Source organism: Streptomyces sp. KR55, assembly GCF_052245645.1.
GTDB lineage: Bacteria > Actinomycetota > Actinomycetes > Streptomycetales > Streptomycetaceae > Streptomyces > Streptomyces flavusporus.
This window is the reverse complement of the sequence record NZ_JBQQCE010000311.1, coordinates 1-11,690: the sequence shown is the minus strand read 5'-3', so window position 1 is coordinate 11,690 and position 11,690 is coordinate 1. Positions and strand designations below refer to the sequence as shown.

General features: G+C 66.1%; 10 protein-coding genes and 2 pseudogenes. 6 read left to right on the top strand and 6 right to left on the bottom strand.

The window, feature by feature from the left end:
* Positions 1-428 (bottom strand): hypothetical protein (locus ACTWQJ_RS34725; RefSeq protein WP_443310445.1); only part of this gene is annotated, 428 nt, incomplete at its 3' end.
* 243 nt (positions 429-671) lie between these two features.
* On the bottom strand, positions 672-1,145 hold the full coding sequence (locus ACTWQJ_RS34720; protein WP_443310444.1) for a hypothetical protein: 474 nt from the start codon (positions 1,143-1,145) through the stop codon (positions 672-674).
* A gap of 578 nt (positions 1,146-1,723) precedes the next feature.
* Here ACTWQJ_RS34720 and ACTWQJ_RS34715 point away from each other — a divergent pair.
* Complete coding sequence (locus ACTWQJ_RS34715) at positions 1,724-4,087, top strand: P-loop ATPase, Sll1717 family (protein WP_443310443.1); 2,364 nt, start codon at positions 1,724-1,726, stop codon at positions 4,085-4,087.
* Here ACTWQJ_RS34715 and ACTWQJ_RS34710 read toward each other — a convergent pair.
* Both ACTWQJ_RS34710 and ACTWQJ_RS34705 read right to left on the bottom strand, forming a co-directional pair.
* The gene (locus tag ACTWQJ_RS34710; protein ID WP_443310446.1) at positions 4,084-4,566 is read right to left on the bottom strand and encodes a 3'-5' exonuclease; all 483 of its coding nucleotides are present in this window, start codon (positions 4,564-4,566) and stop codon (positions 4,084-4,086) included. The two genes, ACTWQJ_RS34715 and ACTWQJ_RS34710, sit on opposite strands and share 4 nt — an antisense overlap.
* Positions 4,567-4,657: 91 nt before the next feature.
* Positions 4,658-5,587, bottom strand: coding sequence for an AraC family transcriptional regulator (locus ACTWQJ_RS34705; protein WP_443310442.1), 930 nt, complete (start codon positions 5,585-5,587; stop codon positions 4,658-4,660).
* A gap of 143 nt (positions 5,588-5,730) precedes the next feature.
* Here ACTWQJ_RS34705 and ACTWQJ_RS34700 point away from each other — a divergent pair, with 143 nt between their 5' ends.
* The 3 genes from ACTWQJ_RS34700 (at position 5,731) to ACTWQJ_RS34690 (ending at position 7,740) form a co-directional block, all read left to right on the top strand.
* On the top strand, positions 5,731-6,483 hold the full coding sequence (locus ACTWQJ_RS34700; RefSeq protein ID WP_443310441.1) for an SDR family NAD(P)-dependent oxidoreductase: 753 nt from the start codon (positions 5,731-5,733) through the stop codon (positions 6,481-6,483).
* Between the two features lie 15 nt (positions 6,484-6,498).
* Positions 6,499-6,747, top strand: a complete 249-nt coding sequence (locus tag ACTWQJ_RS34695; RefSeq protein ID WP_443310440.1) for a hypothetical protein — start codon at positions 6,499-6,501, stop codon at positions 6,745-6,747.
* Between the two features lie 339 nt (positions 6,748-7,086).
* The gene (locus tag ACTWQJ_RS34690; protein WP_443310439.1) at positions 7,087-7,740 is read left to right on the top strand and encodes an NAD(P)H-binding protein; all 654 of its coding nucleotides are present in this window, start codon (positions 7,087-7,089) and stop codon (positions 7,738-7,740) included.
* A gap of 94 nt (positions 7,741-7,834) precedes the next feature.
* Here ACTWQJ_RS34690 and ACTWQJ_RS34685 read toward each other — a convergent pair.
* Positions 7,835-8,592 (bottom strand): annotated as a pseudogene (locus ACTWQJ_RS34685) (transposase family protein).
* Between the two features lie 606 nt (positions 8,593-9,198).
* On the opposite strand from ACTWQJ_RS34685, the gene ACTWQJ_RS34680 reads away from it, so the two are divergent.
* Positions 9,199-10,260, top strand: coding sequence for a helix-turn-helix domain-containing protein (locus ACTWQJ_RS34680; RefSeq protein WP_443310438.1), 1,062 nt, complete (start codon positions 9,199-9,201; stop codon positions 10,258-10,260).
* Here the strand turns inward: ACTWQJ_RS34680 and ACTWQJ_RS34675 are convergent.
* On the bottom strand, positions 10,159-11,007 hold the full coding sequence (locus ACTWQJ_RS34675) for a hypothetical protein (RefSeq protein ID WP_443310437.1): 849 nt from the start codon (positions 11,005-11,007) through the stop codon (positions 10,159-10,161). The two genes, ACTWQJ_RS34680 and ACTWQJ_RS34675, sit on opposite strands and share 102 nt — an antisense overlap.
* A gap of 399 nt (positions 11,008-11,406) precedes the next feature.
* On the opposite strand from ACTWQJ_RS34675, the pseudogene ACTWQJ_RS34670 reads away from it, so the two are divergent.
* Positions 11,407-11,541 (top strand): annotated as a pseudogene (locus ACTWQJ_RS34670) (IS256 family transposase); the annotation flags it as partial.
* Positions 11,542-11,690: the final 149 nt, after the last annotated feature.

Genomic DNA, 11,690 nt, shown 5'->3' with positions numbered 1-11,690 from the left:
GTAGACCTCGCGCAGTACGGCGGAGACGTCGGGGCACGGGATGACGGCCTGCTGGAGTTCGGCCGGGTCCATGGGGTGCAGCCACCCGTTCCGTACGGTCCAGCCGCACGCACGGGTTGGGCTCGGCGGCGGTGGTGGCGACCAGGACGGCCCTGCGTGGTGCTGCCCTCCAACGCGAACACCAGCAGCGTGCGCAGCGCGTCGAAGTCGTCTTCGTCCAGCACGGCCAGGCGCAGCGGGGCGGTGCCGACGGAGAGGTCGGCCTGACTCCGGACAAACCTGTCGTCGGTCCGGTCGACCACGAGATTGATCGTGTGTTCGCCGTCACCCAGTGCCTGGACCAGGGCGGCAAGCGCGGTCAGGGTGCGGCTCATGGCGGCCGCTATGGCGGCGTCGTCGGGGCGTATGAGCTCCGGACGTGCGGGCATGGGGCCTCCTTGGACGGGGCGGTGAGCACCGAGGCCGGCGCACCGTGCCCTGTGGCACGGCAGGGTCTTCTGGGCGCGCGCGGTCTGCTCCGCAGACACGTCGCGCTGCCGCTACGCGGCAGGGGCGGGGCGGGCGCGCTCCGCGCTCCCTGGCCGGGTGGGGGAGCGCTCCGCGCTCTGGCGCCGGGCGGGCCCGTGCGGGCCGGATGGGTGGGGGAGGGGCCGGCCCGCGCGGGGGCTTTATCAGCCGTGTGTGGCGGCTGCCGTCAGGGCGGGCAGCGCGAGCGCTTCCAGGGCGGCGGCCTGGTCGGCGTCGGTGAGGGTCTGCGCGGTCGACGTGACCGCCTGCATCACGCCCCCGGCCGTCATCTGACCGCCCCGCACGAAGTGCGACAGGATCATGTCCTTGGCCTCGGCTCCGATGCTGAGCGTCTTGGTGACGTGCTCGATGGTCTTCGTCGGCTCTGCCAGCGTCTTACCGGCGGCCGTCTCCACCTGGCGCACCTTGGCCTCGACGTACTCGCGGGACAGGAAGGTACGCACGGCGTCTGCGGTCTTGGATGTGATCAGTTCCAGCGTCTTGCGCTGTGTCTGCCCCGACCAGGACACAACGCCCTCGTCCTGGCGGCCGCCCAGGTGCACGGCACGCATGACGTCCTTGGTCTCGGTCAGCCCGTTGCGGCAGACCTGGATGACCGCGCGGGTGTGATGTCTCACTGGTGCTGCGGTGACCGCGCATCGTTGACCTGCAGTGCTGCAGATGGATTGCGACGCCTTCCGGAACACGTGCGGGCTGCTTGACCTGTGCTCCTGCAGGTTGGATGAGTCTGCCGCAGATGCGCTGAGAACGCCTTGTATGGCGGAAGTGGGGGAGTGCGCGGAGGATTGATCATGTGCTGCGGCTTGAGAATGTGTCTTCTCAGGTGGCATTGATAGCCGAGCTGCTGAGGCTGAGGCTGCGGAGCACTGGCTGCGTCTCAAGCAAGATGTCTCTGTTGAGGAAGCGGCGTAGGTCGTCGGTCCCGTAGTAGATGCCCGGCAGAGTGGTCACCCCTGGGACGGGATCGGTCAAGTTCGGCTGACATCAAAAGACGTGATCAGAGCGCTGCGCGGCTGGTGGTGCTGGGCGCCGCATGCGCCGTCCAGGACGTTCTGGCGTCAACGCCGCCGATGCTACAGACCGGTCCGTTACCGTGATTGCACGACCGGCTTGTGTGCCGGCCGGATCGGGCGCTCGCGTGCAACGCGAGTACGGCCGGGTAGAAGTTCCGGCCGCTGGCATGGGGGACGTGCATATGGGCGACGAATCCTTCGTCCCGCGTGGCGAGTTCTATCGGCTCATGGACATTCTTTCTGAGCCGGAGTCACGGGGCGTGCTGCTTCTGGGTAATCCGGGAACGGGGAAGAGCACACTGCTGCGCACGGCCCAGGCCGTGCTGCAAGGGCGGGACCGCACCGTCTTCTTCGTGAGTCTGGCGAGTCAGGTTGATCCACGCGAGCTGGGCACGCGCATCCTGGACGAGGTCGCAGCCTCGGGATTCGATATCGGCCCGAGACATATGCGCACTCTCAGTACCTCCGCCGGCAGAGCGTCACTGAAGGAGACGGCAGGAATTCTGCGGGAGTTGGAGGAGCAGATGAGCGCGCCGGTTCTCCTCCTGGACGCACTGGACGAGGCCGCCCGCCCCTCCCGTCTCAGTGCCGCGGTTGAGGAGCTCTCCCTGGCCCTGGACGGCTGGAAGCTCGTGGTGGCCTCTCGCCCCTTGCCCGATCTGTCATTCAGCCGCTTCGCACGACTGGAAGTACTTCAACTCGGTCACCTCACGCAGGCGGAAGCAGCCGACATGATCCGCCAGGAGCTGCCCGGACTGGCGCAGGGGGTGATGGCACGCCTAACTGAGCTTGCTGACGGCAATCCCCTGATGCTTCGTGCGCTGGTCAACGTTGCCCAGCAGCAATCACTTCCCGAGGGCGGCCCTCTCACGCTGCCGACGATGCTCCAGTGGATGGCCGACCGAGCGAAAGCGGGCCACCCGCGGCCAGAGATCCTGACCGAGCTCCTGGAAGAGATCGCGTTGGCCGGTGGGAGGGAGCAGATCCACACCCTCGCAGCCAGGTCGGGCATGGAAGAGCAGGAGGTACTCACAGAGCTGGACATCCTGCAGACCTACGGGCTGGTCGTTGTCGACCACGCGGCACGTACTGCGCAGCTCTTTCACAGAAGCCTCGTGGACAGCATCCTGTCGCAGTACCTCCGAGGGCGCCCTTTCAGCCTCGCCGACCTCCAGTTCGGTGCAGAGGAGGCGGAGAGGGACGACCTGCTGACTGCGACCTTCGTCCGGCGCCACGACATCGGACGCATTCTCGGACAACGCCGCTCCCTCGTCGTCGGAGACCGCGGGGCGGGCAAGAGTGCCATCTTCCGCACCCTGGCCACCGCTTCGCCTGTCGGTGCAGGCCGCGCCGGCGCCTCCATCCGTCCTGTTGCCAATACCGGGGACCTCCTGCAGCGCATCGTTGCCCCGGACGCATGGACGAACGCCGACGCCCTTCGAGCCGCGTGGCTTGTGGTCATTGCAGCGTTTGTCGCCTCCGAGCTTCCTCCCTCGGCCCCAAAGGAACTTCGCCGTAGCGGCGCCAACCTCCGAACCGCCCTGGACCTTCCGACCGAACCGGAGGGCCGCCTGCGACGCGTCCTGCGGGCGGGCCTGCGCCCCTTCGGCGGCACCACCTTGAAATTCACCGTCGGACCGGTCGGGCTCGAGGCCCAGCTTCCCGCAGGCACCAGCAGACCAGGCGGCGCGTCCGTCGACGTCGAGTCGTTCCTGAAGGAGGCCGACGTCCTTCTGCGAGAGTCTGCCCGGCACGTGATGGTGATGTTCGACCGCATCGACGAGACGTTCAAATACGACAGAGCGAAACAGCAAGCCGTGGTCCAGGCCCTGCTCCAGGCCGAGAGCCGCGTGTCACAGTTCGAACGTGTAGGGCTGCTTGTACTCCTTCGCACCGACCTGTTCGAGCTGTACGACATCCAGGAGAAGAACAAACTGGTCTCCAGAACGCTGACGCTCGAGTGGTCCGACGAGGACTGGCTGCAGGTCCTCGTTCGACGCGTTCTCACCAACGCCCCGCTCCAACCACTCGCCACCCGCCTGCGTGGCGCCGACGGTATTGCCGACACACGCGGCGCGCTCCAGGTCGTCTTTCCGCCGGAGATCGAGGGCCAACCCGTCGATCAGTGGCTCCTCGAGTCTCTGCGCAATGGCAACGGCGATGTCTCCCCCCGGCACGCGGTGCTCCTGCTCCACCTGACGCGTGATCTGTCAGAGGACGCCGAGGCACACGTATCCGGCTTCCCGTTGTTCTCCGCTGAGTCGGTGAGCAAGGCGATGACGAAGCTGTCGGACCTGAGCTTCAACGAGATCGTCAACGACTTCAAGGTGGCTCCCACATTCGTCCGCAACTGCCGGGCCGGTAAACGCGATCGCTTCGCCCTGCGCGACGTCCAGGGACTCTTCGACGAGGCGGACGGCACGATCGCCAACCAGGTCGGGCTCCTGGAACGGCTCGGATTCCTCGAACGCGTCGTACAGGAGGGCAGCTCCGGTCCTGAAGCGCTGTTCAGGATTCCGGATCTCTATACGCGGTGCTGGAACTAGCGGTTGGGTGTCAGCGGCAGACCGTCCTCGGGCCTTACGAAGACGACCATGTGGCGTGCGCGGGTGATGGCGACGCGGAGCAGGCGGCGGTTGGCCCGGATGCGTTCGGCGTCCCATTCCGGGTCCAGCAGGCGGCTGTGGTAGGCGCCTTCGACGATGACTACGCCATCGAACTCCTTGCCCTTGGAGCGGTGCATACTCATCAGACTGACGGCGGCTGTGTTCTGTTCGGGCACGGCCAGTTGGTCGTTGGCCAGGTCCCGGCGTACAGCGGCGGCTGCATCCGTGTAGGCGGCTGCTCCGTCCCAGGCTTGGGTGAGGGTGAGAGCCAGTCGGTCAGTGGCGTTCAGCATCCGTAGCATCCGCACCTGCTTGAACAGTTCCTCGAGTTCGGCGGACCCCTGCAGGCGGGTTCGGGTGTCCTGCCAGTCGGAAACAGGTCGACCGACCAGCTTCAGGCCGGCGTCGTAGGCGGCCAGCAGGGACTGGGCTGTCTTGGCGCGCAGTGGTTTGCCTTCGGTGAGCGCGGTGATGGCCCGCTCGATGGTCTGGAGGCACAGGACGCCTCCTTCAGCTTCCGTTCGCGGCCGAGTGCGCTGGCTGCCGTGCCTGGTTCCGGAACTGTGCGGGCGATGAGCCGACCACGCGGCGGAACGCGGTGCTGAACGCGCTCTCGGACAGGTAGCCCGTGGCCCGTGCGAGCTCGGAGATCGACAGAGTGTCGCGGGCGAGGGCGTCGCGGGCGAGGCTCATGCGCCATTGGATCAGGTACTCCAGAGGCGGGACCCCGACGTGGCTCTTAAAGGCCTGGGCGAACGCGGAACGCGACATGTGGCTGATCTCGGCGAGCTCCTTGAGGGTCCAGGAGTGGGCCACGTCCGCGTGCACGGCGCGCAGGGCGGCACCGATGCCGTCCTCGTTCAGGGCGCCCAGCCAGCCGGTGGGCCGGTCTGTCTGACCGGCGTGAGCGCGCAGCATGTGCACGAGCAGGATCTGTGCGAGGTGGTTCTGCACCAGCGGGCCGCCGGCGGCGGCGACCCCGACCTCGGTGGCCAGGAGATCGATCAGCTGCGCGAGCCGCCCGCCATGAGGATCGGCCACGCGGACGATCACGAGCGGCGGCAGAAGATCGGTCAGGAGGGCCGCGTTCCCGTCGTCGAACGCGATGTGCCCGACGCAGAGGTAGAGGTCCTCCTCGGACTCCGGGCCGATCCGCACGAACCCGTCTTCGGCACCCGCCCACACCGGCGCCGCCGGGCGCGGGCTTGCGTCGAGCGTGCTGGCCAGCACGTAAGGCGGCGGGTTGCCCAGCATGAAGGTGTCACCCTCCTGCAGGAGCACCGGCTCGTGCCCTTCGAGGATCAACCAGCACGTGCCCCCCACGAGGCCCCCGATCCGCACGTGCAAGAACGTGTCGAAGCGCAACGCCCACTCTCCCGCGGCCCGGAGACTGGGCCCGATCACCGTGCGGGGCCTGAGCAGGCCGATCGCGTCAGCCACTGGATCCCGAAAGCCGAGCACCGACGACACCTCCTGGACGATACGTAAAGAAAGCCGGACTCTGCATTATGGATAGTATCCCCGATCTCCCGCAGTATCGATGTCGAACGGATCGGCATCGAGAGAGTGATGGAGACACCCACATGGGACAGCTGGAAGGCAAGACGGCGGTGGTCACCGGGGGCAGCACCGGTATCGGCCTGGCCACCGCCGTACGGCTGGCGGACGAGGGCGCGCACGTGTTCGTCACCGGGCGACGCGAGGCCGAGCTGGAGGCCGCCGTCAAGACCATCGGAACGGACCGGGCGACGGGAGTGGCCGGCGACATCTCCACGCTGGCCGACCTGGACCGGCTCTACGACGCGGTCCGGGCCCGAGGCAAGGGGCTGGACGTGCTCGTGGCGAACGCGGCGGTCGGTGCGTTCGTGACGCTGGAGCAGACCACCGAGGAGCACTTCGACCAGACCTTCGCGGTCAACACCCGAGGCACGCTGTTCACCGTGCAGAAGGCGTTGCCGCTGCTCAACGACAAAGCCTCGATCGTCCTGGTCGGTTCGACGGCCGCTGACCGTGGAATGGAGGCGTTCGGCGCGTACGCGGCGTCGAAGGCGGCCGTCCGGTCCTTCGCGCGGACGTGGTCCACCGAGCTCAAGGGCCGTGGCATCCGGGTCAACGTGGTCTCGCCGGCATGGATCGAGACTCCCGGGGGCACCGCCGCCTTCGGCGACGAGGAGACCGCCCGCGCCATCAAGGAGAATGTCGCCGCGACCGTGCCCAAGGGCCGCATGGGCCAGCCCGAGGAGGCCGCCGCAGTCGTGGCCTTCCTGGCCTCGGAACAGAGCAGCTACGTCGTCGGCGCGAACGTCTACGTCGACGGTGGCGAGAACCAGACCTGAGGCACCACACGGTGGGTGGCATCTGACGCGAGCCTCTCGGCGTACGCACGGGAGGCCATCTTCCCGACCGTCGTGGGCGATGTCGGGTTCGGAGCCAAGGGAGAGTGGTCGGAGCCGCGTGTCCTGCAGGTCCAGTTCCAGGGGCTTTCCGGCCATGAGGTCGGTCAATTCCGGAACGGGTCGAGGCAGACCGTCGTGTCCCCACGGGAGTCTTCTTCCGGCAAGCTCATCTTCCCGTACGCGGAAGCTCTCACCGCCGAGTGACGGGGGCCAATCGCAGCCGTTTCGAGAACGGGCCGCCGGAGATTCCGGCGGCCCGTTCGTCGGCCCGAGGGTGGGCCATCTTCCGCGGGGAGTCGACGCGGTCCTCGACGCCTCCGGAGGCCAGGGTGTGGTCTCATCGTCGACCGCCGTGGCGCCCTCGGCGTCGATGGCCGGTGACAGCGATCCACCACCCTTCGTGACGACCGACGTGCCACCGAGTGCATAGGACCGCCGGCCTCCGTCTGTCTGGAATACCCGCGCGGAGTCAGACCGTTAATCGCTTAGGTGCAGGCCGTGCGACGGTGCCGGAGAGTCGCATCGGGAGAACGGAGCATCAACGTGGACATCTTCATCGTGGGCATCACCGGCGGTATCGGGGGTCTGCTGGCGGAGGAACTTCGCTCGCGAGGAGACACCGTCCACGGGTTGGCCCGCCGAGACGATCGGCAGGCCGACCTGGCAGCACGAGGCGTGAACGCGAGAGTCGGCGATATTGCCGACATGACGGTGGAACAACTGGCAGCAGCTTTCGGTCACGTTGACGCAATCGTTTTCAGTGCCGGATCGAACGGCGGCAGCAGGGAAGTCACGACGGCTGTCGACGGCGATGGGGTCGTCAAAGCGATCAAGGCGGCACGCCTTGCCGATGTGGAGCGCTTCGTGCTGGTGTCGGTGCTTCCGGAGTCCTGGCGGGAGCGTGACCTCGGGGACGAAGTCGAGTACTACTTCGCCGTGAAGAAGGGTGCAGACGTCGCACTCAGCCGCAGCGATCTGAATTGGTTGATTCTCCGTCCCTCACTCCTCCTCGACGATCCGGGAACCGGCTCCGTGTCTCTCGGGCCGGCGGAGCTCCATGGGGAGATCGCTCGCGAAGACGTCGCCGCTACCCTCGCTGAACTGCTCCACGAGCCCCGGATCGGTCGGCAGATCCTCGAACTCAACACGGGGTCGACACCCATCGAGGAGGCGGTCCGTGCGAACGTCCGTTCCTGAACTACGCATTGGCGCTGGACTTCGGCAGCCGGACTGAGTATTGCAACGGTGAGAAGCCGTAGGCGCATCTGTCGTCACTCAGCGTTTTCCAACCTCACGTTGACGCGTGGTGAAGGACGAGGACGGCCTTCACCATGTCGGTGATCCGGTTGGTGCTGCAGCGGAGCTTCCGCAGAAGACGCCAGCCCTTGAGCGTGGCCATGGCCCGTTCACCGACGCATCGGATCTTGGCGTGAGTGGTGTTGTGGCGGCGCTTCCACCTCTTCAGACGGCGACCGCGGAACGGGACCCGAACAGGTCGGTCGGCGCCTTGATACGCCTTGTCCGCCCAGCACTTTAGGCCCGTCTCGGTGAGCGCGTCGATGATGCCGTGGTGCCGGGCAGCAGTGAGGTCGTGGGCCGATCCGGGCAGGGCCGGCGAGGCCCAGAGCAGGTGTCCGAACGGATCGGTGAGGACCTGGACGTTCATGCCGTGGCGCTTGTGTCTCCCGGAGTGGTATGGGGTGTCCGCAGCGGTCCGGTCGATCGGCAGCAGGGTGCCGTCCCGAATCACGAACGCCTTCTCGCGGATCGTGCGCATCACCTTGGCGAGCGAAGGCGCGAGGGTGGCCAGGGTCTCGATGGCTTCGCGTATATAGCGGTAGACCGTGGCGATCCCCATGCCGAATCCGGCAGCGAGCTGGGCGTAGGTATCACCGCACCGCAGGTGCGCGCGAGGGCGAGCAGGGCCTGGCGGCCGGCGGGCAGGCGTCGCCACCGTGTTCCGATCTCCGCCTGCCTCGTGGCCAGTTGACCGGTAAGGAACCGCAGGGTTCGGCTGGACAGATCGATTGAGGAGGGGCAGACAAGCATGCGAGCTCCTGGCGGACACGGGTGATCTTGGTCGAGAACCCGTCTGCCAGGAGCCTCTTCGCTGTGCAGGAGCGTCCAACTTGCGGCCAGCATCGGGATGTTGGAAAGCGCTCACTGCGCCGCCCACCGACACAACCCGGCCTCCACTAGGCGGTCCAGCATCGCCTCCAACAGCCGGCCAGCAGCACCGCCTTCGGCCAGCGTGGCCAGAAACTCGCACGGCACCGAGTAGTCGAACCTGGGATCGTCCCGCTCCGGTCCGAGCGCGTACTTCAGTCGATTCTGGTCCGTACCGCGTCCGCGGCCGGTCGAAGAAATTCTCCGCGACCTGCGGCACCAACACCAGTGCTGGCTGCCCGCGCCGTCCGTACCGTCCGTACCGTCCTCAAAGAGATCCTCTGATGGCCCTCCGGCCGCAGCTACATGCGACTACCCCCAGCGCCCACACCACCGCACTCACACCAGGCAAGCACCTACCGAACCAGGTGTCAGCACCCCGCCAACATCACCAGCAGAGTCACGGCATTGGCTTTGACCTCAGCAACGCTGGAGAGAACATAGGGTCAACAGGATTCGGGAAACCAACGAGGAGTGGGTCGGTCGACGATGTACGGCACGGGCGCGGAGGCCGCTGACTCGCACGGAGGGTTCTCGCTTGACTCCACCGTTCCTGGCACCGTAGCGCGAGGTTTCGATGCCTTCCGGCACGGGTGGCATACGCAGGTCGGCGATGGCTTCCCGCTGCCGACCTTCAGCCCGGCTACGACCGGTGATTTCCGTGTCAGAAGTCGCGTGGCGAAGATGCGCGACGTGGCGATCACCGATCTCGACAGCGCGTCCGTCATCCGAACGGCAGGCACCCCGTACGGTTACGAAGATCAGGTACGGATGTACGTGGTGCGGCGCGGCGCATGGACCTTGGGAGGCTCGCCCGAGAGTGACGAATACACCGTGTCGGCAGGGCAGTTCCTCCTGAGACACGGGCCACCGTTGCACTTCGGGACAGCGCCGGACACCACGGTGAAGATTCTCACGCTGCCCTCCTCGATGCTTGAACCACGGCTCAGAAACAAGAGCATCACCGAGTCGGCGGACTCGGCCGAGATGCGCCTGCTGACGGCCCACACGAACATGGTCCATGCGACCGGGGCTGACCTCGGTCCAGCCGGCGTGCGCGCCGCTCACAGCGCCCTCATAGAACTGGCCAAGGCAGTGGCGACGGGTCGGTTCGACGATGCTGAGCCCCTTCTGAGCCCCGCGCTCACCCAGGCAGCAAAGGTCCTGGCGGACCGTTGTCTCACCGACCCCGAGCTGTCCCCCGCGATGCTGGCACGTGAACTCAACGTCTCCGTGCGTACCCTCCAACGAGCGTTCACCCTGGTGGGAGAGTCGGTGGCCACCTACATCCGCCACCGCCGGCTGGAAGAGGCCCGGCGCGCCCTCACCGCCCCGTCCCTCCGTCCCACTGTCTCCGAACTCGCCGCGCACTGGCAATTCTCCGACAGCAGCCACTTCATCCGCGCCTTCAAGAAACGCTACGGCCAGACGCCCACTCAGTACGCTCTCTCAACGGGGGCCACCCGGAGCCAGCGACCTGGCGGACAGCTCACCACGTGTCCCGACGGCATCGGCGACACCCAAGCACGTGCCGTCGAGGAAGATTCCTAGTTCATAGTGCACGGAATCGGTATCGAAAGCGGCGACGAGAATCCCGATCTCGTAATCTCCAGGATAGGTGACTTCGCTGACGTAGTTGATTCGATATGACGACGGTGACAGGTCGGGCAAAAGATCTCCCTTGCCCACGCCAAGTGCCGCCGACGTAAACGCTGCGACAGCCTCGTCGTACCAGGTGGCCAGGGCGATGAAATTGACATGCTGATTGGAGTCGACGTCGCTTATCCGCGCACGCAACGGCGTGAAATGCGCGTAGTGGTCACGCTCATGGCGCTCGGCATCCGGACGGTTCACGACCGTCCTGCTCGAATCTGGCATGGCCAAGGCGGTGAGGTCCGCGATCAGCTCGTCCGGAAGCGCCAGCGGTCCTGCGGTGCCGAGTAGCAGGACTGTGGCTTCGCCGCATCCTACGCGCTTGTTGTCGGCAAACACCTCATGCTCGAAAGTGAATGATGACCGCCCGATGCGCCGAACACCGGTGTGCACCTGCGTATTGGTGCCCTCGCGGTGGGCAGGTGCCAGCAGTTCGACGCCTTGGCTGACCAACACGATCTGGAAGGGGTCGAACTCACCGGCGCCTACGAGTCGTTCGAACCGGGGCAGTTGCACTCGTAGCCGGGCGTCTTCCAGCCAGCGCGCCATCCCGATCGTACTTACACAGCCGTTCCGGCCGAGATCGCCTTGTCGCACTTGAATGTCAGCCTTGGCCTGAAACGCGGGGTCACTGATAGGAGTCATGAACAAGGACCCTAACAACACGTACGCGTGACGTAGATGTTCCATCGGGTTTGGCGCGGATGTGCAAGTGTGCGCAAGGCGCCTTCTCTAAGGTTTGAAGGCAAGCAAAGCGTTGATGCAGGGCCCGTCATGGATCGCAAAACACTTCCGACATCGCGTAAGCGCCAACGATAATTCCTGTATCCCGGCAGCAGAGGCCAAGCCGACGATTCCCAATGTGGTGCGTCAAGGCTTGAGTTGACGTTCCGTGGTGCGATCAGACCGCTGCGTGCATCCGGCCGGAGTCCTTGTGAACCGGGGCGAGGCCACGCTGCGGTTGGCGAGCCGGTCGGCCAGACGGCTCTTCCCGATCCGCCGCAGGGCAGCGGGGGACCGAGTAGCCGATCATCAGAACCAGTGCGGACGACGGCCGAAGCAGTCCGCACTCAACTGAACGTGGTCACCGACAAGCTGGAACGGCACTTCCCCCAGGCCAACACCATGCCGCTGAACTCCGCAACGGACATCACCGCGTTCGCGAACTTCCCGCCGACCCAGTGAGCTCTTTCAGCGTGGCTGAGGCTGATCCTTTGGAGTGGACACCCTGACAATGGATCTTGATGGTCCAGGGAGGGATGTCCAGGTGGGGCGCAAGTCTCCGTATCCGGAGGAGTTCAGGAAGGACGCTGTCGCGCTCTATCGCG

Coding starts and splice junctions, on each gene's coding strand:
- ACTWQJ_RS34675 (WP_443310437.1), bottom strand. CDS start 11,007: ATGACTCCTATCAGTGACCCCGCGTTTCAGGCCAAGGCTGACATTCAA.
- ACTWQJ_RS34700 (WP_443310441.1), top strand. CDS start 5,731: ATGGGACAGCTGGAAGGCAAGACGGCGGTGGTCACCGGGGGCAGCACC.
- ACTWQJ_RS34715 (WP_443310443.1), top strand. CDS start 1,724: ATGGGCGACGAATCCTTCGTCCCGCGTGGCGAGTTCTATCGGCTCATG.
- ACTWQJ_RS34680 (WP_443310438.1), top strand. CDS start 9,199: ATGTACGGCACGGGCGCGGAGGCCGCTGACTCGCACGGAGGGTTCTCG.